This is a genomic window from Thetidibacter halocola, from assembly GCF_018224955.1.
GTDB lineage: Bacteria > Pseudomonadota > Alphaproteobacteria > Rhodobacterales > Rhodobacteraceae > Thetidibacter > Thetidibacter halocola.
Window position 1 is genome coordinate 120,804 of the sequence record NZ_JAGTUU010000005.1, and the last position, 23,056, is coordinate 143,859.

A 23,056-nucleotide genomic window follows, 5' to 3' on the forward strand; every position below is an offset into this window, starting at 1 on the left:
GGAAGACTGCAGCAACCGTGTCGAACCGAATGTCCGGGACATAGAAAGTGACCCGCAGGGCGAGAGTGTTGCGGAGGCTGCGAACCGGATGGGTTGGCATTTAATCGGCGATCCTGACAATGATGCGGGCTTATCTGTTCAATATCTCAAAAAAATTGCACGTCGGTAGCGGTCTCGTGGTTGGGGCCCGTGTCACGCGCTGGCGGCCCAGTCCCAATACAGCTCGCGCACCCGCCGCGTCACCGGGCCGGCCTGGTAGGCGGTGTCCTCGAACCCGGTCACGGCGGTGACCTTGTTCATGTTGCCCGACAGGAAGACCTCGTCGGCATCCGCGAAGTCCTCGAAGGTCAGCACGGTTTCGTGCACCTCCATCCCGTCGGCGCGCATGTTCAGGATGTGCCGCGCGCGGGTGATCCCGGCCAGGAAGGTGCCGTTGGCGATGGGGGTAAAGACCACGCCGTCGCGCACCATGAAGACATTGGCCGTGGCGCTTTCGGCGACATTGCCCATGGCGTCGGCGACCAGCGCATTCTGAAAGCCTCGGGCGCGCACCTCGGCCAGCATCCGGGCGTTGTTCGGGTAAAGGCAGCCGGCCTTGGCATTGACCACCGCATCCTCCATCACCGGGCGGCGGAACCGCGTGCGGCCAAGCTTGACCGAGGCGGTGGTGGGGGCCATCGGGATTTCCTCAAGGCAGATGGCGAAACCGGTCTCGTCCTGCTGCGGGACGATGGCCGTCGCGTCGCCGTTGATCCCCCAGTACATCGGGCGGATGTAGACGGCGGCCTCCGTCGGGTAGGCTTTTAGCCCCTCGTGCACGATCTGCACCATGTCCTCGGTCGGGACGGTGGGCTTCAGCATCAGCGCCACAGCCGAGCGGTTGACCCGCGCGCAATGGGCGTCGAGATCGGGCGCCATGCCGTTCACTGCGCGCGCCCCGTCGAACACGCCCGAACCCAGCCATGCACCGTGATCGGCGGCCCGCATGACCGGCACGTCGCCGTCATGCCAGCGCCCGTCGAAATAGGTGCGGATGTTCTTGCCTGTCGCCATGTCGGGCCTCCCTCGCTCAGGGTGCAGGCTAGGGGCCTGGGCGGGCAAGGTCCAGAGGGGCAGGACGCTCTCGTTCAATCTTGCGCGAAACCGCCTTTTCATCTTCTCCTGGCGGCATGGCGTATGCGGTCTTCCTCCACAAAGCAGAATCGATCTATGACGACGAACCGGACGTCCGGTACGACTTTCCAAAGTCTTATCTGCGTACAGTCATGGCCTCGGTAGGCGACTGGATCGTGTATTACGAACCGGTCAAGGCGGGGCCTCGCGGCTATTTCGCGGTGGCGAAGGTGGTGCAGGTGATCCCGAAACCCAACGCGCCAGGGCGATTCCTGGCGCTGATCGAGCCGGGCAGTTACCTGGAATTCGACGAGACCGTGCCGCGTCTGAAGGACGGCAGACCGTGGGAAACCCTGCTTGCAGATGCCGAGGGCAATCCGGTGAAGGGCGGACGCCAGCAACTGGCGGTGCGCAGCCTGCCGCCGGCAGACTTCGCGGCCATCGTGAATGCTGGCCTGCCCGAGGATCTGATCGAGCGCGAGGCGCGACGGTTTGATCCTCGGGGACCAGAGATCGACGACCCGCCGGCCATCTTCCAACGTCCGGTGGTCGAACGACTGATGCGCCGCCCCTATCGCGATGTCGCCTTCCGCAGGCGCGTGCGCGAGGCCTATGACTATCGCTGCGCCATGTCCGGCATGCAATTGCGCAATGGTGGCGGGCGACCCGAGGTGCAGGCCGCCCATATTGTTCCGGTCGAGGAGCGCGGCAGCGACAAGGTCAGCAACGGTCTGGCGCTGTCCGGCACGCTGCACTGGATGTTCGACCGGGGGCTTCTGTCGGTGGCGATCCCTGACGCAGCGCAACCGTCGCGGATGCAGATCCTCGCATCCGAGAACAAGGTGCCGCGCGACGTGATGGACCGCCTTCTGTTGCCCGACCGTATTCTGCACCTGCCGAAGGACCGTCGCGACTGGCCCAGCCCCGCGGCGCTGAAATGGCACCGCGAGAACCGGTTCGGCATGGGCGATTACATGCCGCCCGTCTAGGTTATGCGGCCTCGGCCAGCAGCGCGTTCAGGTCGAGCGGCGCGTTCACCATCTTGAGGTTCCCCGCCGCGTCGCGTGGCCAGTCCTCGGGGGCGCGGTCGCGGTAAAGTTCGATGCCATTGCCGTCGGGATCCGAGAAATAGATCGCTTCGGACACGCCGTGATCGGCCGCGCCCTCGATCTCGACCCCATGTTCCAGCGCGGTGCGCAGCGCCTGCGCCAGCGCCTGGCGATGGGGATAGAGAAAGGCGGTGTGATACAGGCCCGTCGCGTTGCGCGGCGGGCGCGGGCCGCCGGCGCTTTCCCAGGTGTTGAGGCCGATGTGGTGATGATAGCCCCCGGCCGACAGGAAGGCCGCCTGCGGTCCGTAGCGCTGCATCACCTCCAGCCCCAGAACGTCGCGGTAGAAGGCGATGGCGCGGTCGAGGTCGGACACCTTCAGGTGAACATGGCCGATGCGGGTTTCGGGATGGGCTGTCATGGTCTGTTTCCTTTTGGCGAAGAATTAGCGTTGTGCGCCAGTGCGCATAAGTGGCGAAAGACGCGTAACCGCTCTGCGAAAATTCACTGGGGGGCCGAGGGGCTGTGGTGGCGGCTTTCGCATCCCGAAAAACCTGTAGGCGCCATGTGCCTTTCGCGACCCGCGCGGCGCGGATCGGAAACCGCCACGGCGCAAATCGCGCCTGCGTGGTCGGGTTTGATCTGTGGACGCCGCCCGCGCTGTGGTTAAAACTGAACTGCAACAGGGAGGCGCGCATGGGCGAGACGGTGCGGTTCATTCTCGACGGAGAGCAGGTCGAGGCCGAGATGGGCGTGACGATCTGGGAGGTCGCCAACGGACGCGGCCTGAAGATCCCGCATCTCTGCCACAAGCCCGCGCCGGGCTATCGCCCCGACGGCAACTGCCGCGCCTGCATGGTCGAGATCGAGGGCGAGCGGACGCTGGCCGCCTCCTGCATCCGCGAGCCGTCCGAGGGAATGGTGGTGCGCACCGCCAATCCCCGGGCCACGCAGGCCCGCCGCATGGTGATGGAACTGCTGCTGGCCGACCAGCCCGACCGCGAGGCGGCGCATGACCGGTCTAGCCACCTGTGGGACATGGCCGGGGCGCAGGGCGTCAGCGACAGCCGCTTTCCGGCGCTGGAGAAAGAGCGCATCCCGCTGCTCGACGACAGCCACGTGGCGATGCGCGTCAACCTCGACGCCTGCATCCAGTGCGGTCTTTGCGTGCGTGCCTGCCGCGAAGTGCAGGTGAACGACGTGATCGGCATGTCGGGCCGGGGGCATGACGCCTATCCGACCTTCGATCTCGCCGACCCGATGGGCGACAGCACCTGCGTCGCCTGCGGCGAATGCGTGCAGGCCTGCCCGACCGGCGCCCTGATGCCCGCGAGCGTTCTGGACGAAGCCCAGCAGGGCGACAGCCGGGACTACGACAGCGAGACGAAATCGGTCTGCCCGTTCTGCGGTGTCGGCTGCCAGGTGTCGGTCAAGGTCAAGGATGGCCGCGTCAAGCATGTCGAGGGGGTCAACGGCCCCGCCAACGAGGGGCGGCTCTGCGTCAAGGGGCGCTTCGGTTTCGACTATATCCACCACCCGCACCGCCTGACCGTGCCTCTGATCCGGCGCGAGGACGCGCCCGAGAAGGGGCTGAACGTCGATCCTTCGAACCCCTGGACGCATTTCCGCGAGGCGACCTGGGAAGAGGCGCTGGACCGCGCCGCGCATGGGCTGGCCGATCTGCGCAGCTTTTACGGCGGGACGTCCGTGGCGGGTTTCGGCAGCGCGAAATGCACCAACGAGGAAGCCTACCTGTTCCAGAAGTTCATCCGGCAGGGCTTTGGCCACAACAACGTCGACCATTGCACGCGGCTGTGCCACGCGTCGTCCGTCGCGGCGCTGATGGAGAACGTCGGTAGTGGCGCGGTCACGGCCAGCTTCAACGAGATCGAGAATGCCGACCTCGCCATCGTGATCGGCGCCAATCCGACCGAGAACCACCCCGTCGCCGCGACCTTCTTCAAGCAGTTCACGAAACGCGGCGGGCAACTGGTGGTGATGGATCCGCGCGGCCAGGCACTGAAGCGGCATGCGGCCTTCATGCTGCAATTCCGCCCCGGCACCGACGTGGCACTGCTGAACGCGATCATGAACGTGATCGTCGAGGAAAAGCTGTATGACCGGCAGTATATCGAGGGGTTCACCGAGGGCTTCTTCGAGTTCCGCGAGCATATCCGCGCCTTCACGCCGGAGCGCATGAACGAGCTTTGCGGCATTTCCGCCGAGACGATCCGCGCCGTGGCGCGGGCCTATGCCGGGGCGAGCCGGGCGATGATCTTCTGGGGCATGGGGGTCAGCCAGCACGTCCATGGCACCGACAATGCGCGCTGCCTGATTTCTCTGGCGCTGCTGTGCGGCCATGTCGGGCGGCCGGGAACCGGCCTGCACCCGCTGCGCGGCCAGAACAACGTGCAGGGCGCCTCGGACGCGGGGCTCATCCCGCACGTGATGCCGGATTACCAGAGCGTGACCGACCCCGAGGTGCGGGCGCTGTTCCGGCACATCTGGCGTGGCACCGAGATTTCCGAAAACCCCGGGCTGACGGTCGTCGAGATCATGGACCGCGTCTATCGCGGCGAGATCAAGGGCATGTACATCCTGGGCGAGAACCCGGCCATGTCCGACCCCGACGTGGAACATGCCCGCAAGGCGCTGGCGCAACTGGATCACCTGGTGGTGCAGGACATCTTCCTGACCGAGACCGCGAACTTCGCCGACGTGATCCTGCCGGCGAGCGCCTTCCCGGAAAAGCGTGGCACTGTGACCAATACCAACCGGCAAGTCCAGATGGCGCGCAAGGCGTTGGATGCGCCGGGGCAGGCGCGCGAGGATTGGGAGATCCTGGTGCAGATGGCACGGCGTGTCGGCCTCGACTGGGATTACGACGATCCCCGCGAGGTCTTCGACGAGATGAAGATGAGCATGCGCTCGCTGCATCACATCACCTGGAAGCGGCTGGCCACCGAAAGCGCCGTTGCCTATCCGTGTTCCGGCCCGGACGATCCGGGTCGGTCGGTGGTCTTTGCCGATGGCTTCCCGCGGCGGGCGGGACGGGCGCGGTTTGCCCCGGCGCGGGTGACGCCGCCGGCCGAGATGCCCGATGATCGCTTTCCCATGGTGCTGACAACGGGCCGGCAGCTCGAGCATTGGCACACCGGCAGCATGACGCGCCGGGCCAGCGTACTGGATGCGATGGAGCCCGAGGCCAATTGCTCGCTGCACCCTTCGACGCTGCGGAGCCTGGGGGTGGAGCCGGGGGGGCTGGTGCGGTTGACGACGCGGCGCGGGTCGCTGGTGGTGATGGCGCGGGCGGACCGCGCTGTGGCGCCGGACATGGTCTTTCTGCCCTTCGCCTATGTCGAGGCGGCGGCCAATATCCTGACCAACCCGGCGCTCGACCCGTTCGGCAAGATCCCCGAGTTCAAGTATTCCGCGGTGCGGGTCGAAAAGGCCGACGCCGCGCCGGTAGCGGCGGAGTGATCCAGCGGTGCGCGCCCTGCGGGCGCGCGCAGCCTGTCTCGGCTTCGGGCTGCGCCCTGTGCCTCGGGTGCTTCTGGCTGGCGTGACGTTTCTTGCGGACGGTCGATCCGTTGCTGGCGTGGTGGAGCGGGGGCTGCGCACGGTCGGGGGCAACCCCTTACCCCCGCGCTTCCCGGAGTTTGCCGGGCAAGATGAAGGGATGACGATGATTGCCGTGAACGAAGAGCGGTTCCTGAAGTCTCTGCACGACCTGCGCCGTTTCGGCGCGTCGGGCGTGGGCAAGGGCGTCGTGCGACCGGCCTATTCCGAGGCAGACATCGCAGCGCGCGACTGGCTGGCGGGTGTGATGCGCGCGGCGGGGCTGGAGGCCGTGTTCGATCCGATGGGGTCGCTGTTCGGCCTCGCGCCCGGGCGGTCCATCCTGCTGGGCTCGCACAGCGACAGCCAGCCCGAAGGCGGCTGGCTGGACGGGGCGCTGGGAGTGATGGCGGGGTTGGAGATTGCGCGCGCCGCCGCCGAGTCGGGCGGGCCGCCCGTGTCGGTCGTGTCCTTCCAGGACGAAGAGGGGCGGTTCGGCGTGACCACGGGCAGCGCGGTCTGGGGCGGGGTGCTGGCGCAGGCCGAGGCCGACGGGCTGACGGACCGGGCCGGCGTGACCCTGGGCGACGCGCGGGCCGCGATGGGCGCGCGGTTGGAGGCGCCGGTCGACCCGGCACGGTTCTCGGCCTATCTCGAGATGCATATCGAGCAGGGGCCGGTGCTGGATGGTGCGGGCGAGGCGCTGGGCGTGGTCGATGCCATCGTGGGCATCCGTGACCGGATGATCACCTTCACCGGGCAGCAGAACCACGCGGGCACCACGCCCATGCATCTGAGGCGCGATGCCTTCCAGGCGCTGTCGGCCTTCAATGCGCGCATCAACGAGCGGTTCCGCAACATCGTCACCCCGGCCACGGTATGGACCATCGGCCATGTCCGCCTGCATCCCGACGCGCATTCCATCGTGCCGGGGCGGGCGGCCTTTTCGATGCAGTGGCGGGACGGCGATGCCGACCGGCTGGCGCGGATGGAGGCGGTGATCCGCGAGACCGCCGAGGAGGTCGCGCGCGAGAGGGGCATGGGGCTGGAAATGGGGCCGATGCTGGGGATCGAGCCGGTGGCGATGGACGCGGGCCTCGTCGCCGCGCTGGAGGGCGCATGCCAGGCCGAGGCGCCGGGGCGCTGGCGGCGGATGCCGTCGGGTGCTTTGCACGACGCGTCGAACGTGGCGCGGCTGATGCCCTCGGCCATGCTCTTCGTGCCCTCGATCGGCGGGATCAGCCACGATTTCGCCGAGGATACCGCCGAGGTCGACCTTGTCATCGGGTTGCGGGCGCTGGCCCGGGCGGTGACGACGATTTGAGCGCTGCGACGGATGGGTGCGACAGGACGGGAGGGTGCCGATGGACCCGATGACGCTGGTCTACTACGCCGCGATCTGCGGCCTGTTGAGCCTGGCCGGTCCGCGCCTGGGCGGACGCTGGGCGCGGTTCGGGGTCGGTGTGCTGGTGGGCTTGGGCGCGGCGGCGGCGTTGCCCGCGATCAGGGCCGTTCTGGGATAAGGCGTCATTCCCAGGCGACGTCGCCGAGAAAGATGTAGCCCGCGCCGTAGATCGTCTTGATCAGGCGCGGGTTCTTCGGGTCCTCGCGCAGCTTTGTGCGCAGGCGCGAGATGCGCACGTCCATCGCCCGGTCGAAACTGTCACCTGCCGTGCCGCCCAGGGCCTCCTGCATGGCAGCGCGGGTGATCAGGCGGTTGGGGCGTTCCAGGAACAGGCGCAGCACCGCGCCTTCGGCCTGGCTGAAGGGGGTTTCCTGGCCCTCGGCATCTTCCAGCGCGAAACGGTCGAAATGCGCGGTCCAGCCGCCGAAACGGGCGGTGTCGCCGGTCGCCGCCGTCTGACGCGGCGCGCGCAGGCGGGCGCGGACGCGCGCCACCACTTCGGCCGGATCGAAGGGCTTGATGATATAGTCGTCTGCGCCCAGTTCCAGCCCGGTCACTCGGTCCTGAACCTGCGCCCGGCCCGAGATGATGATGACACTGGCGCCCTGTTGCAGCGCCAGGCGGTGAACCAGCGTCAGCCCGTCGCGATCGGGCAGGCCCAGGTCGACAAGGCAGAGGTCGGGCGTGGTGCGGCGCAGCGCAGCCTCGAAGTCGGAGGCCCGCCCGAAGGCGAGCGTGCGGAACCCGGCCTCCTGCAAGGCTTCGGCCAGCATCTCGCGGATGGCCGGTTCGTCGTCGAGGATGGTGACAAGCGCGCTCATGCCCTTGGTCTAAGGGATCGCGGCGGCTGCGGAAAGGGGCCGTATCCTGTGCCCGGGACCATGAAATGGGTGCTGGTTCACGCTGGCTGCGGTTCGAGGAAGGCGGCGAGACCCGCCACGTCGAAGGGTTTGGCCAGGACCGGACCCAGCGCCCGGGCCGCTGCATGATACGGGTGGTCCGGCGGCAGCGAGGTCATCAGCCGGACGGGCAGGGGGGCAAGGCGTTCGATCAGGCTCAACCCCGTTTCCTCGCCTTCAAGCATGATGTCGCTCAGTACCAGGGCCAGGTCGGGCAGACCTTCGGCCAGCAGGGCGGCCTCGGCGACCGAGGCGGCCTCGACGACGGCGAAACCGAGACCGGTCAGCATCTCGCGGATCGTCTCGCGCAGGTCGGCGCCATCCTCGACCAGCAGGACCAGCCCACCATTCGGTGTGCCGATGGCCCGGCGCAGCGGCAGACGCAGGGTCACCAGCGCGCCGCCCTCTGCCCCGTTTCGCAGGCGCATCGATCCGCCGGCGAGCTTGACCATGTCATAGACCATGGCCAGCCCCAGCCCCGAACCCTCGCCTCCCTTGGTGGTGAAGAACGGGTCCAGCGCGTGGGCCAGAGCGGTATCGGAAAAGCCCGGCCCGGTATCGTTCACCGCCAGCTCCAGCCAGGTGTCCTGCACCTCACGCGCGGCCAGGGTGATGGTGCCCTGCGCCCCGCAGGCGTCGCGGGCGTTCAGGACCAGGTTCAGCGCGGCATCCTGCAACAGGCCCGGGTCCAGCAGCAGCGGTCCGGTCGTGTCGTCCCGCAACCGCAGCGCGATCCCCTCGGGCAGCGAAGCCGAAGCCAGCACGGACAGGTCGCCGAGGAAGCGCGACAGGCGCAGCGGTTCGGGCTGCCAGCGGCGCGGGCCGGTGATGTCGGCGATCCGGTTCAGCAGTTGCCCGCCGCGCCGCGCCGCCTGCAATGTGGCCGAGATCAGCGGCTCGGCCTCGGGCGTCAGGGGCAGGCGGGCCAGTTTCGACTGCATCCCGAGGATGATCGTCAGCAGGTTCGCGAAATCATGTGCCAGCCCCGAGGTCAGTTGCGCCGCCATCTCGCGGCGCCGGGTTTGTTGCAGGGCGGCGCGGGTCTGGGTTTCCTCGGTCACGTCCTGGCTGAGGATGTAGACGCCGGGCTCGATCGGGTCGGGGGTAAAGGCCGCACGGATACGGCGCGACGACATCTCGTCGGTGAACTCGAAGGTGCTGGGGCGCCCGGCCTGCGCGGCCTCCAGGTGCGGGTGCACCCGGTCGTAGGCCTGCTCGCCCAGCGTCTCTGAGATGTGCAGCCCGACGATCTCGGTCGGGCGGCCCGGCATGACCGCTGCCAGGCGACGGTTCGAGAAGGTGTAGCGCCCCGCCGCGTCCACGCGGGCGATATGGGCTGGCATCATCTCGGCCGTGGTGCGGGTGCGGGCCTCCATCTCGGCCAGGCCGCGCTGCGCCTCGGTTAGGGCGGCGTTGGTGGCGGCGAGGGCGCGGTTCGTCCGGCTGAGTTCCTCGGAGCGGCGCAGCACCTCTTCTGACAGGGTTTCCGAGCGGGCACGCAGCAGCGCCTCCTGCGTCTTGACCGCCGTGATGTCGGTATAGACCGTCACCCAGCCGCCCTGCGGCAGCGGCGCGCCCTCGACGCTGATGACCCGGCCGTTGGCGCGGGTGCGTTCCATGTAATGCGGCTCGAAGGCGCGGGCGAGGTCGACGCGGCTGTGGACGAAGGCCTCGATATCGTCGATCTCGCCGTATTCGCCCCGCTGGGCGAGGTGACGGATGATCGCCTCGAAGGGCGCGCCGGGGGTGACCAGCGGATCGGGCAGGTCGAACATGCGCTGCATCGGGCGGTTGACCAGCACAAGCCGCAGGTCGCTGTCGAAGATCGACAGCGCCTGCTGGATCAGGTTCAGCCCGGCGGTGATGAGCGGATCGCGTGACATCGTCCCCAGCGGTAGCGCGTCGCATGGCGCGGGGCAAATCCCATCGACAGGACCTGCCCGGCGCGGCCTGTTACAATTGGTTACATTCCGGAAATGTTGCGGAAAAAGTTGACCGCAAGGTTGGGAATGGACCTAATGGGCCACAGAATCGCACAAGCGGTCGTGGCCGGAACAGGCCCAGAGGAGAGTGCTGGCGCAGGCCGGCGCGGGGAGGAATAGATTTGGAACCGAAGTCCGAGGGCACGGAAGGCCTGCGGTCGATTCCCGCCTTGCTGTTGCGGAACGCCGCCCAGTTCGGCGACGCACCCGCCTATCGCGAGAAGGAATTCGGCATCTGGCAATGTTGGAGCTGGAAGCGGACGGCCGACGAGGTCGAGGCGCTGGCGCTGGGTCTGCTGAATCTGGGCGTGAATCCGGGCGATCACATCGCCATCATTGGCCGCAACCGCCCGTCCCTGTATTACTCGATGGTCGCGGCGCAGTCCGTGGGCGCAATCCCCGTGCCGCTCTACCAGGATGCGGTGGCCGAGGAGATGGTCTACGTGCTGGCCCATTGCGGCGCGCGGTTCGTCATCGCCAGCGACCAGGAACAGGTCGACAAGGTCATCGAGATCCAGGACGACCTGCACCAGTTCGAGCACATGATCTATCTCGATCCGCGTGGCCTGCGGAAATACGATCATTCCCACCTGCACCAGTTCAGCCATATCCTGGACCAGGGCCGCGCCGCGCGCGACGAATTCCTGCCCGAGCTGGAACGGCGGCGCTCGGCGCTGACCTATGACGACACCTGCGTGATGCTCTATACCTCGGGCACCACGGGCAAGCCCAAGGGCGTGGTGCTGTCGAACCGAAACATCATCGAAAGCGCCCGGGCCGCGTCGGAATTCGACAAGCTCAAGCGCACCGACGAGGTGCTGGCCTACCTGCCGATGGCCTGGGTGGGCGATTTCATCTTTTCGATCGGCCAGAGCTACTGGACGGGCTTCTGCGTGAACTGCCCCGAAAGCGCCGACACGCTGCTGACCGACCTGCGCGAGATCGCGCCGACCTATTACTTTGCCCCGCCGCGGGTCTTCGAGACGCAGCTGACGCAGATCACCATCCGGATGGAGGATGCCAGCCCGCTGAAACAGCGCATGTTCCGTCATTTCATGGCCCATGCGCGCAAGGTCGGGCCGAAGATACTCGACGGGAAATCCGTGGGCCTGCTGGACCGGCTGAAATACGCGCTGGGCGAATTGCTGGTCTACGGGCCGCTCAAGAACGCGATGGGGTTCAGCCGCGTGCGGGTGGGCTATACCGCGGGCGAGGCGATCGGGCCGGAGATCTTCGATTTCTATCGCTCGCTAGGGATCAACCTGAAACAGCTCTACGGCCAGACCGAGGCATCGGTCTTCATCACCGTGCAGCCGGATGGCGAGGTGCGCAGCGATACGGTGGGGGTTCCGGCTCCTGGCGTCGAGATCCGCATCGCCGAGAATGGCGAGGTCTACTACCGCTCGCCGGGCGTTTTCGTCGAATACTACAAGAACCCGGAAAGCACGGCGGACACCAAGGATGCCGAGGGCTGGGTCGCCACCGGCGACGCAGGCTTCATCGAGGAATCGACCGGCCACCTGCGCATCATCGACCGGGCCAAGGACGTGGGCCAGATGGCCGACGGCAGCATGTTCGCGCCCAAGTATGTCGAGAACAAGCTGAAGTTCTATCCGAACATCCTCGAGGCGGTGGTCTTTGGTGCCGGGCGCGACCGCTGTGTGGCCTTCATCAACATCGACCTGACGGCGGTCGGCAATTGGGCCGAGCGCAACAACATCGCCTACGCGAGTTACCAGGAACTGGCGCAGCACCCGCAGGTGCTGGAGACGATCAAGCGGCATATCGAGGAGGTCAACGCCTCGGTCGCGCAGGACGAGATTCTGTCGGGCTGCCAGGTGCACCGCTTCCTCGTGCTGCACAAGGAACTGGATGCCGACGACGGCGAGATGACCCGCACGCGCAAGGTGCGCCGCAAGGTGATCGGCGAGAAGTTCCACGACTTGGTGGACGCGCTCTATGACGGGTCGGACAGCGTCTACACCGAGACCGAGGTGACCTACGAGGACGGCCGCAAGGGCAAGATCAAGGCGACGCTGAAGATCCTCGACGCAAAGGTCGTGCCGGTGACGGGCAGGATGGCGGCGGAATGACGGATCGTCGCTCGTTGCAGGCGCAACATCGCCCCGCCCGCCATCCCGCATGGTGCCTTTGCCGTTGGGTGGAGCATGGGGCGAACCGGCCCTCCGGCCGGGTTTTTTCCGGCAAGATGATGATGATGGGGGTTCGCGCGTGAAGGACACCGAAGGCTATGTTACCGCCGATGGCCGCCAGATCGGTGGCGTGCTGATGGAGATGCGGAACATCACGCTGAAATTCGGCGGGGTGACGGCGATCTCGGACATTTCCTTCGACATCCGCGAGGGAGAGATCCGGGCGATCATCGGGCCGAACGGCGCGGGCAAGTCCTCCATGCTGAACATCATCTCGGGCTTCTACACGCCGACCATCGGCGAGGTCTGGTACAAGGGCGCCAAACGGCCCCCGATGAAGCCCTACGAGGTGGCACGCATGGGCGTGGCGCGGACCTTTCAGAACATCGCGTTGTTCGAGGGCATGACGGTGCTGGACAACGTCATGACGGGGCGGCTGACGCATATGCATGCCGGTATCCTCAGCCAGGCGATCTGGTGGGGCAAGGCGCGTGACGAGGAGATCGCCAACCGCGAGAAGGTGGAGCGGGTGATCGACTTTCTCGAGATCCAGAACATCCGCAAGACGCCGGTGGGCCGTCTGCCCTACGGCTTGAAGAAGCGGGTCGAACTGGCCCGCGCGCTGGCGGCGGAACCGTCGATCCTGCTGCTGGACGAGCCGATGGCCGGCATGAACGTCGAGGAGAAGGAGGACATGAGCCGCTTCATCCTGGACGTGAACGACGAGTTCGGCACCACCATCGCGCTGATCGAACACGACATGGGCGTGGTCATGGACCTGTCCGACCGGGTCGTCGTGATGGATTACGGCAAGAAGATCGGCGACGGCACGCCCGAGGAGGTGCGCAACAACCAGGACGTGATCGACGCCTACCTGGGGGTGCCGCATTGAGACCTGAGACCGACAGTGTTCCGGACCAGACCCGGAACCGCCACGCCAGCCAGGAGGCCCCGGATCAGGTCCGGGGCGGGGAGCGCCAGACATGCTGAACGACATCTTCATCAAGCCCTTCGTGGACATGGTTTCCGCTCCCGATTTCCTGCTGCAGGTGCTGTGGGAGGGGCTGGTGTCCGGCATCCTTTATGCCCTGATCGCGCTGGGGTTCGTGCTGATCTTCCGGTCCTCGCGCATCTTCAACTTCGCGCAGGGGATCATGGTGGTGTTCGCCGCGCTGACGCTGGTCGGCCTGCATGCCTATGGAATCCCGGCATGGATCGCGGTGGCGATGACGCTGGGGGTGATGTTCGTCCTCGCCGTCAGCATCGAGCGGATCGTGCTGCGGCCGCTGGTGGGCCAGCCCGACATCATCCTGTTCATGGCGACCATCGGCATCACGCTGTTCCTGATCGGCGGTGGCGAGATCATCTTTGGCGGCGAGAACAAGCAGATGATCACCGCCGAACTGGGCATTCCCACCGGCGACACGGTGCTGGAACCCTGGGGCGGGCTGCTGATCCTGCAACATCTCGACATCACCGTGGTCGTGGTGGCGACGCTGCTGGTGGCCGCGCTGCTGGCCTTCCTGAACTACACGCGGATGGGCCGGGCGATCCGGGCGCTGGGCGACGATCACCAGGCGGCGCTGTCGGTGGGCATCAGCCTGCAGACGATCTGGGTGCTGGTCTGGTTCATCGCGGGCATCATCGCGCTGGTCACGGGCATCGCCTGGGGCGCGCGGGCGGGCGTCAGCTTCGCGCTGGAGGTGATCGCCTACAAGGCGCTGCCGGTTCTCATGCTGGGGGGCCTTGAAAGCATCACCGGCGCGATCATCGGAGGGTTGATGATCGGCATCCTCGAAAAGCTGTTCGAGATCTACTGGGGCCAGCCGCTAATGGGCGGCAACACCGAGACCTGGTTCGCCTTCGTGCTGGCGCTGGTGGTGCTCTTGTTCCGTCCGCAGGGGCTGTTCGGAGAGCGCATCATCGAAAGGGTCTGACGCCGGTCCGGGTTCCGGCCCGGCAAACGCTCCGGTCGGGCGTTTGAGGCGACAAGGGACGAAGCCCCGGGCAACCGGTTGTATGCAAGGAGAGTATAGGATGTCCAAGGTCGTTGCGGTTCTGAACGTCATCGCCTGGTCCGGGTTCTGGGCCTTCGGCTTTATCGCGCTGTCGGCCGACCCCTCGGCGCCGGGCCAGATGACCATCGCCGTGGTGATGGCGGCCCTCGGCGCGGCGATGGGGCTCTGGGCCTGGTTCTGGATCGTGCGGCATTCCGAGCGCACGGGTTATGCCAGCAAGAGCCGCAGCCGGCCCCGCTTTGACGCGGATACGGAACTGGATCGCGACCTGGCGGGCTGAGCCGGCAACAGGGCAGGGGCGCCCCGCAGAGGCAGCGCCGGGCAAGGGACAAGGGCCGCGCCGCAGGGCGGGCAAAGGGGAACGGAACGGATGCTTTACAGGACCGCAGGACAGTTCAAGACCAGTTACCAGGCGGACCAGGCGCTGTTCCCGATCCGGCAGGATGCCTTCCTGCTGGGGATCATCCTGATCCTTGCCTGGGTCGTCTTTCCGATGACGGCCAGCGAGTTCACCTTTCAGACGCTGCTGATCCCGATCCTGATCTATTCGCTGGCGGCGCTGGGGCTGAACATCCTCACCGGCTATGCCGGGCAACTCAGCCTTGGCACAGCGGCTTTCATGGGCGTGGGCGCCTATGCCTGCTACAAGATGATCACCATCATGCCCTGGATGAACCCGATCGTGGCTATCCTGCTGTCGGGCGTGTTCAGCGCGGGCATCGGCGTGGCCTTCGGCATCCCTAGCCTGCGCATAAAGGGCTTCTACCTGGCCATCGCGACGCTGGCGGCGCAGTTCTTCCTGGTCTGGCTGTTCGAGAAATGGGCCTGGCTCTACAACTACAACGCCTCTGGCGCGATCCAGGTGCCGAACCTCGAGATGTTCGGCACCTATGTGGCCGGCCCGCAGGCGTCGAGCATCGTGCAGTATTACGTCGTGCTGTTCATCGTCAGCCTGCTGACCATGCTCTGCATCAACCTGACGCGCGGCAACCTGGGCCGGACGTGGAAGGCGACGCGCGACATGGACATCGCCGCCGAACTGATCGGCATCAACCTGATGAAGTCGAAACTGACCGCCTTCGCGGTGTCGTCCTACATCGTGGGGGTGGCCGGGGCTCTCTTTGTCTTCATGTGGCGCGGCGCGGCGGAACCGAACCTGTTCGACATCCCGCTGTCCTTCCGCATCCTCTTCATCGCGATCATCGGCGGGCTGGGCTCGATCATGGGGAACTACCTGGGCGCGATCCTGATCGTGGGCCTGCCGGTGGTGCTGAACCTCTTGCCGGCAGCGCTGGGCATCCCGATCGACAGTGCCACGGTCGAGCATCTGAACATCATGATCGTGGGCAGCCTGATCGTGTTCTTCCTGATCGTCGAACCGCACGGTCTGGCGCAACTCTGGCGGCTGATCCGCGAGAAACTCATCATCTGGCCGTTCCCGCACTGAGGCGGGACCGGTCGCACGGCACTAAGTCATTCGAAGTGAACCAGTTCTCAGGGAGGAGAAAGACATGAAACACTTCACGAAACTTGCCATCGCGGCAGTGGTCGCGGGCGTCACCGCCGGCGCAGCCTTGGCACAGGAACTCTACACACCGAACCTCGCCTACCGGACCGGCCCCTTTGCCGCCACCGGCATTCCGCTGATGAACGGACAGGCGGACTACCTTGCGATGCTGAACGCGCGCGACGGTGGTATCGGCGGCATCCCGGTCAACGCTGAGGAATGCGAGACCGGCTATTCCACCGAGAAGGGCGTGGAATGCTATGAAAAGACCAAGGGCAAGGCGATCGTGACCCAGCCCTGGTCGACCGGCATCACCCTTCAGGTGCTGCCCAAGACCAATATCGACATGATCCCGATCCTGGCGCCCGGCTATGGTTTCAGCCCGATGATGGACGGCGCCACCTTCCAGTGGGCCTTCAACATGCCGGCGGGCTACTGGGATGCGGCCGACATGATCGTGCAGTATCTCGAAAGCCAGGGGTCGCTCGACGGCAAGAAGATCGCCTTCCTGCATCTCGACCATCCCTTCGGCAAGGAGCCTATCCCGGTTCTGGAACAGCTCGCTGCCGCCAAGGGCTTTTCGATGGTTCCGATCCCGGTCGGTCTGAAGGAAATGCAGAACCAGTCGGCCCAGTGGCTTCAGATCCGCCGCGAACGTCCCGACTATGTCGTGATGTGGGGCTGGGGCGCGATGAATGCCGGCGCCATCACCGAAGCCGTGAAGACCAAGTTCCCGATGGAGAACTTCGTAGGCGTCTGGTGGTCGGGGCATGACGCCGACCTGCGGATCGCGGGCGCCGACGCCAAGGGCTACAAGTCGATCTCGTGGTCCTTCCCGAACCAGGACGCGCCGGTCATGGCCGCGATCAAGGAACATGTCGTCGACAAGGGCCTGTCCAAGTCCGACGCGGAGGAAATGTCGGGCGTGTTCTACGGCCGCGGCATCGTGATCTCGGCCATCCTCGCCGAGGGTATCGCGACGGCACAGGCGCATTTCGGCACCGCCGAGATCAACGCCGAACAGCTGCGCTGGGGCCTCGAGAACATCAACATGACCGCCGAGCGCATCTCCGAACTGGGCCTCGACGGCATGGTTCCGCCCTTCTCGACCTCCTGCGCCGACCATACCGGCCACTCGGGCGGCTGGATGCTGGAATGGGACGGCGAGAAGTTCGTCAAGGTCTCCGACCTGCTGACCGCCAACGTGGACGGCTACAAGGCGCTGGCGCAGACGAACGCGGCCGAATACGCCTCGGCCAACGCGCCCTGGCCGGTCAATGAAAACTGCTCGGCGACCAACTGATCGCCGTGGCCCCACCGGCGGCGCGACCCGTCGCCGGTGGACCCCGCAATTCCGACAAGACAGACAGGGCGCGCACGCCCCTGAGGAGGATCGTTCATGCTGGACGCCGCACGGACCGACGAGGCCCTTCTCGAGGTCAACAACATCGAGGTCATCTACAACCACGTGATCCTCGTGCTGAAGGGCGTCAGCCTCGGGGTCCGCAAGGGTGGCATCACCGCGCTGCTGGGCGGCAACGGGGCGGGCAAGACCACCACGCTCAAGGCGATCTCGAACCTGCTGCATTCCGAACGCGGCGAGGTCACCAAGGGCAGCATCCTCTACAAGGGCGAGCGGGTGCAGGACCTGGACCCGGCGGCACTGGTCAAGCGCGGCGTGATCCAGGTGATGGAGGGGCGGCATTGCTTCTCTCACCTGACGGTCGAGGAAAACCTGCTGACCGGCGCCTATACCCGCCGCGACGGCAAGGGCGCCGTCGAGGCCGATCTCGAGATGGTCTACACCTATTTCCCGCGCCTCAAGGAGCGGCGAAAGTCGCAGTCGGGCTATACCTCGGGAGGTGAACAGCAGATGACGGCGATCGGCCGCGCACTGATGTCCCGGCCCGAGACCGTGCTGCTGGACGAACCCAGCATGGGCCTTGCGCCGCAGCTGGTGGAACAGATCTTCGAGATCGTGAAATCGGTGAACGAGAACGAGGGCGTCTCGTTCCTGCTGGCCGAACAGAACACCAACGTCGCGCTGCGCTACGCGCATCAGGGCTACATCCTGGAAAACGGCCGCGTCGTGATGGAAGGCAGCGCCGCCGACCTGCGCGAGAACCCGGACGTCAAGGAATTCTACCTCGGCATGTCCGACGAGGGGCGCAAGTCCTTCCGCGACGTGCGCAGCTATCGCCGCCGCAAGCGCTGGCTGGCGTGAGCATCCCGAACAGACCCATGTCCCCTTCATCTTGCCAGAAAAACTCCGGGGAGCGCGAGGGGCTGGCCCCTCGCCTCCGACGCCGGACATGCGCGCCGGCGTCAGGCTGTCTCGTGCCGCATCTCGTCGATCCGCTCGAGCGCCTCGGCGCGGGTGTTGCGGATGTTGGGACGGAAATCCTGGCTTTCGGCCCGGGCGCGGATCTCTGCCTCGGTCTCGGACCCGGGGGCGTAGCGGACAGAGCCCATGGAATGCGCAATGTTCAGCAGCTTGCCGCGATGGGCGTACTGAACCCAGGCGGCGGGCTCGATCCGGCAACCGTCATAGTTGATCAGAAAGAACCACTTGTCCGAACCGCTCGCGGCGACGCGCGCCTCGATATGGTCGTAGAAGTCGTTCACGTCGCGCGAGTGGACGAAGGTGAAGTCCGAGAAATCGACATCCATGATCCGCGCCGCGGGGTCGAACGCGATGCGCGGGGCGAAATCGGCCTGGGTGTAATTCGGCTGATGCTCGATGCGCTTCCGCCGCTTGCTGCCGAAGCCGGCGATCCGGTCCAGCGCGTCGTCGCGGTTGGTGAAGAGGTTGGGATCGAAGGCCTCGGTATCGGCGGCGCGTCGGATCTGTGCCGCGGTTTCGGGCGAGGCGTCATAGCGGACAGAGCCCATGGAATGCGCGAGGTTCAGCTGTTTGCCGCGATGGGCATAGGCGACCCAGGCCGAGGAATCGATCCGCATGTTGTGCAGGTTCACGAGAAAGAACCATTTCTCCTCGCCGGTCCGCGCGATGCGCTCCTCGATCCGGTCGTAGAACCGGTTGACCGTCGCCGAACTGTCGAAGCTGAAACCGGAAAAATCGGCTTCCATGATCTGGCGCTCCTCGTCGAAGTGGATGCGCGGATCGATGGTGGAATAAGGCATGGCGTCTCCTCCTGCTGGCCCAGGCTGACTCAACGTAAACGGGAGGCGGCGCGCCTTCCTTGTTCCAGATCAAATCCCCGATGCGCAGGCCGATGGAGGGTCGCATGACCACCTATTACGACGAGTTGGAAACCCGCAGCCAGGACGCGCGCGAGACCGCGCAGCTGGCGGCCCTGAACGCCCAGCTGGCGAAGACCGGCAAGGACCCGGTGCAGGACCTCGCCGCGCTGGCGGGCCTGCCCGTGCTGCGCAAGTCCGATCTCTCGGCCCGGCAGAAGGCGCAGCCGCCCTTCGGCGGGCTGCCCGTGTCGAACCTCGCCCATGTCTTCCAGTCGCCCGGGCCGATCTACGAGCCGGGCGGCGTGACGCATGACTGGTGGCGCATGGGGCGGTTCCTGAACGCCTGCGGCATCGGGCCGGGCGACATCGTGCAGAACTGCTTCGGCTATCACCTGACGCCGGCCGGGCACATCTTTGAATCCGGTGCGCGGGCGGTGGGCGCGGCGGTGCTGCCGGCCGGCACGGGCCAGACCGAACTGCAAGTGCGCGCGGCGGTCGACGTGGGTGTAACTGCCTGGGCCGGCACGCCGGATTACCTGAAGGTGATCCTCGAAAAGGCCGACGAGATGGGCGAGAGCCTCAAGATTACCCGAGCGGGCGTGGGCGGCGGCGCGCTGTTCCCCAGCTTGCGCCAGTATTACGCCGATCGCGGCATCACCTGTCTGCAATGCTACGCCACCGCCGACCTGGGCAACATCGCCTATGAGAGCCCGGCGATGGAGGGGATGATCCTCGACGAGCACGTGATCGTCGAGATCGTCACGCCCGGCACCGGCGACCCGGTGGCGGCAGGCGAGGTGGGCGAGGTCGTGGTGACGACGCTGAACCCCGATTACCCGCTGATCCGCTTCGCCACGGGCGACCTGTCGGCGATCCTGCCCGGCACCTCGCCCTGCGGCCGGACCAACACCCGCATCAAAGGCTGGATGGGCCGCGCCGACCAGACGACCAAGATCAAGGGCATGTTCGTCCGTCCCGAGCAGGTGGCGCAACTGGTCGCCCGCCATGTCGAGATCGCCCGCGCCCGCGTCATCGCCAGCCGCGACGGCGAGATGGACGTGATGACCGTGCGAATCGAGACCGAGGCGCACGATCCGGCCCGCTTCGAGGCCTCCGTCGCCGATGTGCTCAAGCTGAAGGGGCGCGTGGAACTGGTGCCGCCGGGCGGCCTGCCGCGCGACGGGCTGGTGATCGAGGACGCGCGGAAATACGATTGACTGGTTCCGCCGCGCTCTCGCGCGGCGACCAACCAAGGGGGGCTTTGCCCCCCTTGGAACCCCCTGGGATCTTTATGGCCAGAAGAAGCGCGGAGGCGTTTCCAGAGCCTGCGCCTCAGAGGCCCGGATAGATCGGAAAACGCTTGCAGAGCGCCTCGACCTCGGCCTTCACCTTGGCCTCGACGGCGGCATTGCCTTCCTCGCCATTGGCAGCGAGGCCATCCACGACTTCGATGATCCAGTCGCCGATCTGGCGGAACTCGGCCTCGCCGAAGCCGCGCGTGGTGCCGGCGGGCGAGCCCAGGCGGATGCCCGAGGTCACGGTGGGCTTTTCGGGATCGAAGGGCACGCCGTTCTTGTTGCAGGTGATATGCGCGCGGCCCAGCGCTTTTTCGGTGGCGTTGCCCTTGACGCCCTTGGGCCGCAGGTCGACCAGCAGGACATGGCAGTCGGTGCCGTGGGTGACGGTGTCCAGCCCACCCTTGTGCAACTGGTCGGCCAGCGCCTGCGCGTTGGCGATCACCTGCTTCTGGTAGGTCTTGAAGCCCGGTTGCAGCGCCTCGCCAAAGGCCACGGCCTTGGCGGCGATCACATGCATCAGCGGACCGCCCTGGATGCCCGGGAAGATGGCGCTGTTGAACTTCTTGGCCAGCGCCTCGTCATTGGTCAGGATCATGCCGCCGCGCGGGCCGCGCAGGGTCTTGTGCGTGGTCGTGGTGACCGCGTGGCAATGCGGGAAGGGCGAGGGGTAGACGCCCGCCGCGATCAGGCCCGCGAAATGCGCGACGTCGGCCAGCACGTAGGCGCCAACGCTGTCGGCGATCTCGCGGAACTTGGCAAAGTCGAGCTGGCGCGGGATGGCCGAGCCACCGGCGATGATGAGTTTCGGCTTGTGCTCGGTCGCGAGGCGCTGGACCTCGTCATAGTCGATCAGGTTGTCCTGCTTGCGCACGCCATACTGGATCGCGTTGAACCACTTGCCCGACTGGTTGGGCGCGGCGCCATGCGTCAGGTGGCCGCCGGCATCGAGGCTCATGCCGAGGATCGTGTCGCCCGGTTGCAGCAGCGCCTGGAATACGCCCTGGTTGGCCTGGCTGCCCGAGTTGGGCTGGACGTTGGCGAAGGAGCAGCCGAACAGCTTGCAGGCGCGCTCGATGGCGAGGTTTTCCGCCACGTCGACCCAGTCGCAGCCGCCATAGTAGCGGCGGCCCGGGTAGCCCTCGGCGTACTTGTTGGTCATCACAGAGCCCTGCGCCTCCATCACGGCGCGGCTGACGATGTTCTCTGACGCGATCAGTTCGATCTCGTCGCGCTGGCGGTGGAGTTCGCCGGTGATGGCGGCGAAAAGCTCGGGGTCGCGGTCAGCAAGGGTTTCGCTGAAGAAGCCGTCGTCGCGATGGGGGGCGTTCATGGCCGGTCCTCCTGTCAGGGTTCGGATTTGGCGTTCTGGTAACGGAAAGTGGCGCGCCGTCAAAGCCTGTAAAGCGACGCAGCGTGGATTTCGCGCGGCATTGCTGGTCCTTCGGGGAAACTTGTGGTTGTCTCGCGGGAACCGACCGCGATCAGGAAACAGGCCATGTCGCTTCGCATCGCTTTCTGCGCCTCCGAGGCGCCCATCGCGCAGTCCTCGCGCGAGGCCTTGACGCGGCTCTATGGCGATCACACGGTCGAGGGCGCGGACGTGATCGTCGCGCTGGGCGGAGACGGGTTCATGTTGCAGACCCTGCATCGGACGGAACAGAACCCCGCCCCGGTCTACGGCATGAACCGGGGCACCGTGGGTTTCCTGATGAACGAGTATTCCGAGCACGGGCTGGAAGAGCGGCTGCGCGCTGCCGAGGAAACCGTCATCAACCCGCTGGCGATGCACGCCACGCGCCGCGACGGCACGACGCACGAGGCGCTGGCGATCAACGAGGTCTCGCTGCTTCGCGCAGGACCGCAGGCGGCGCGGCTGCGGATCAGCGTGGATGGCAAGCTGCGAATGCCGGAACTGGTCTGCGACGGGGCGCTGGTGGCGACGCCGGCGGGATCCACCGCCTACAACTACTCGGCGCATGGGCCGATCCTGCCCATCGGGTCCGACGTTCTGGCACTGACGGCGATGGCGGCCTTCCGGCCCCGGCGCTGGCGCGGCGCGCTCTTGCCAAAGACGGCCCAAGTGACGTTCGAGGTACTGGACCCGGACAAGCGCCCGGTCATGGCCGAGGCCGACAGCCGGGCGGTGCGCGACGTGGTGCGCGTCGATATCCGGTCAGAGCCGCGCGTGGTGCACCGGGTCATGTTCGATCCTGGCCACGGGCTGGAAGAACGCCTGATCCGCGAGCAATTTGTCTAGCGTGGCATCTCGGCCCAGAGGCCCGACAGGCTGACGCGGGCCGCATGGTCGCGCCCGTAGGCCACCAGCGCTACAGACCGCACCGCGCCGGCCCGGGGCGTGCCCGGCAGCATCCGGCCCGAGGGGCGAAAGTCGCTCAGCTTCAGGGTGATCTCTGTCCAGTCGCGCGGCGCGGTGAAGCTGGCCTGGTAATATTGCCAGGGCAGCAGCGTCGCCGAGGTGCGCAGGTGCAGGTAATAGGCCTGGCCGTTGCCCTTGACGCGGATGCGCAGCGCCTCGGTGCCTTCGGGCAGGGCCAGCGCCTCGCGCCGGACCTGTATGAAGCCGCCGTTGTTGGCGGTGGAGACGTCACCGGTCAGCTTCAGGTGTCCGTCTTCGAACACCGCCTGCCCGGTCGAGACGCCGCCCATCACCCCGTCGGTGAAGAACCGCCATTGCCGTGCCTCTGCCGGGTCCGACAGGTCGGACAGGCGGAGCGGATCGGCGGAAAGCGGCATGGCGGTCAGCAGCATGAGGGCGAGGATGAGGCGTTTCATGCTGAGCATATAGGGCGGTTGGCACCGTTTCCGAGGGGCTGGACCGCGAATTGACCGCCGGTCGGGAAACCGGCGGC

General features: G+C 66.5%; 20 protein-coding genes. 13 read left to right on the forward strand and 7 right to left on the reverse strand.

Annotated elements, in window-relative coordinates; all coding sequences use genetic code 11:
* Positions 1–192: 192 nt before the first annotated feature.
* Entirely contained in the window at positions 193–1,053 is an 861-nt protein-coding gene (locus KB874_RS13310) for a branched-chain amino acid aminotransferase (RefSeq protein ID WP_212537037.1), read from the reverse strand.
* Positions 1,054–1,289: 236 nt separating this feature from the next.
* On the opposite strand from KB874_RS13310, the gene KB874_RS13315 reads away from it, so the two are divergent.
* The gene (locus tag KB874_RS13315) at positions 1,290–2,102 is read left to right on the forward strand and encodes an HNH endonuclease (RefSeq protein WP_346346550.1); all 813 of its coding nucleotides are present in this window, start codon (positions 1,290–1,292) and stop codon (positions 2,100–2,102) included.
* Between the two features lies 1 nt (position 2,103).
* Here KB874_RS13315 and KB874_RS13320 read toward each other — a convergent pair whose 3' ends face one another.
* Entirely contained in the window at positions 2,104–2,583 is a 480-nt protein-coding gene (locus KB874_RS13320; RefSeq protein ID WP_212537039.1) for a VOC family protein, read from the reverse strand.
* A gap of 275 nt (positions 2,584–2,858) precedes the next feature.
* Here KB874_RS13320 and fdhF point away from each other — a divergent pair, with 275 nt between their 5' ends.
* From fdhF to KB874_RS13335, 3 genes are all read left to right on the forward strand, one after another.
* The gene (fdhF, locus tag KB874_RS13325) at positions 2,859–5,642 is read left to right on the forward strand and encodes a formate dehydrogenase subunit alpha (protein WP_212537040.1); all 2,784 of its coding nucleotides are present in this window, start codon (positions 2,859–2,861) and stop codon (positions 5,640–5,642) included.
* A 205-nt stretch (positions 5,643–5,847) separates the two neighbouring features.
* Positions 5,848–7,044, forward strand: a complete 1,197-nt coding sequence (locus KB874_RS13330) for a hydantoinase/carbamoylase family amidase (protein WP_212537317.1) — start codon at positions 5,848–5,850, stop codon at positions 7,042–7,044.
* A 40-nt stretch (positions 7,045–7,084) separates the two neighbouring features.
* Complete coding sequence (locus tag KB874_RS13335; protein ID WP_212537041.1) at positions 7,085–7,243, forward strand: hypothetical protein; 159 nt, start codon at positions 7,085–7,087, stop codon at positions 7,241–7,243.
* A gap of 4 nt (positions 7,244–7,247) precedes the next feature.
* Here KB874_RS13335 and KB874_RS13340 read toward each other — a convergent pair whose 3' ends face one another.
* Both KB874_RS13340 and KB874_RS13345 read right to left on the reverse strand, forming a co-directional pair.
* Positions 7,248–7,946, reverse strand: a complete 699-nt coding sequence (locus KB874_RS13340; RefSeq protein ID WP_212537042.1) for a response regulator transcription factor — start codon at positions 7,944–7,946, stop codon at positions 7,248–7,250.
* Between the two features lie 77 nt (positions 7,947–8,023).
* Positions 8,024–9,907, reverse strand: a complete 1,884-nt coding sequence (locus KB874_RS13345; protein WP_212537043.1) for a hybrid sensor histidine kinase/response regulator — start codon at positions 9,905–9,907, stop codon at positions 8,024–8,026.
* A gap of 221 nt (positions 9,908–10,128) precedes the next feature.
* Here KB874_RS13345 and KB874_RS13350 point away from each other — a divergent pair, with 221 nt between their 5' ends.
* From KB874_RS13350 to KB874_RS13380, 7 genes are all read left to right on the forward strand, one after another.
* Positions 10,129–12,099: an AMP-binding protein gene (locus KB874_RS13350; protein WP_249200481.1), complete on the forward strand. Its 1,971-nt coding sequence runs from the start codon at positions 10,129–10,131 to the stop codon at positions 12,097–12,099.
* 196 nt (positions 12,100–12,295) lie between these two features.
* Complete coding sequence (locus KB874_RS13355) at positions 12,296–13,051, forward strand: ABC transporter ATP-binding protein (protein WP_249200502.1); 756 nt, start codon at positions 12,296–12,298, stop codon at positions 13,049–13,051.
* Positions 13,052–13,142: 91 nt separating this feature from the next.
* Complete coding sequence (locus KB874_RS13360) at positions 13,143–14,096, forward strand: branched-chain amino acid ABC transporter permease (protein ID WP_212537045.1); 954 nt, start codon at positions 13,143–13,145, stop codon at positions 14,094–14,096.
* Between the two features lie 100 nt (positions 14,097–14,196).
* Positions 14,197–14,457, forward strand: a complete 261-nt coding sequence (locus KB874_RS13365; protein WP_212537046.1) for a hypothetical protein — start codon at positions 14,197–14,199, stop codon at positions 14,455–14,457.
* A gap of 90 nt (positions 14,458–14,547) precedes the next feature.
* The gene (locus KB874_RS13370; protein ID WP_212537047.1) at positions 14,548–15,624 is read left to right on the forward strand and encodes a branched-chain amino acid ABC transporter permease; all 1,077 of its coding nucleotides are present in this window, start codon (positions 14,548–14,550) and stop codon (positions 15,622–15,624) included.
* A 64-nt stretch (positions 15,625–15,688) separates the two neighbouring features.
* A complete protein-coding gene (locus tag KB874_RS13375; RefSeq protein ID WP_212537048.1) occupies positions 15,689–16,987 on the forward strand; it encodes an ABC transporter substrate-binding protein in 1,299 nt (432 codons plus the stop codon).
* 96 nt (positions 16,988–17,083) lie between these two features.
* Complete coding sequence (locus KB874_RS13380) at positions 17,084–17,908, forward strand: ABC transporter ATP-binding protein (RefSeq protein WP_212537049.1); 825 nt, start codon at positions 17,084–17,086, stop codon at positions 17,906–17,908.
* Positions 17,909–18,009: 101 nt separating this feature from the next.
* Here the strand turns inward: KB874_RS13380 and KB874_RS13385 are convergent, their stop codons facing one another.
* Positions 18,010–18,828: a hypothetical protein gene (locus KB874_RS13385; RefSeq protein ID WP_212537050.1), complete on the reverse strand. Its 819-nt coding sequence runs from the start codon at positions 18,826–18,828 to the stop codon at positions 18,010–18,012.
* Positions 18,829–18,932: 104 nt separating this feature from the next.
* On the opposite strand from KB874_RS13385, the gene KB874_RS13390 reads away from it, so the two are divergent.
* Positions 18,933–20,105 carry a phenylacetate--CoA ligase family protein gene (locus KB874_RS13390; RefSeq protein ID WP_212537051.1) on the forward strand — a complete coding sequence of 391 codons (1,173 nt, stop codon included), beginning with the start codon at positions 18,933–18,935 and terminating at the stop codon, positions 20,103–20,105.
* A 115-nt stretch (positions 20,106–20,220) separates the two neighbouring features.
* On the opposite strand, the gene glyA is transcribed toward KB874_RS13390, so the two are convergent.
* The gene (gene glyA / locus KB874_RS13395) at positions 20,221–21,516 is read right to left on the reverse strand and encodes a serine hydroxymethyltransferase (protein WP_212537052.1); all 1,296 of its coding nucleotides are present in this window, start codon (positions 21,514–21,516) and stop codon (positions 20,221–20,223) included.
* 165 nt (positions 21,517–21,681) lie between these two features.
* Between glyA and KB874_RS13400 the strand changes: the two genes are divergently transcribed.
* Positions 21,682–22,443 carry an NAD kinase gene (locus KB874_RS13400; RefSeq protein ID WP_212537053.1) on the forward strand — a complete coding sequence of 254 codons (762 nt, stop codon included), beginning with the start codon at positions 21,682–21,684 and terminating at the stop codon, positions 22,441–22,443.
* On the opposite strand, the gene KB874_RS13405 is transcribed toward KB874_RS13400, so the two are convergent.
* A complete protein-coding gene (locus KB874_RS13405; RefSeq protein WP_212537054.1) occupies positions 22,440–22,979 on the reverse strand; it encodes a CIA30 family protein in 540 nt (179 codons plus the stop codon). The two genes, KB874_RS13400 and KB874_RS13405, sit on opposite strands and share 4 nt — an antisense overlap.
* Positions 22,980–23,056: the final 77 nt, after the last annotated feature.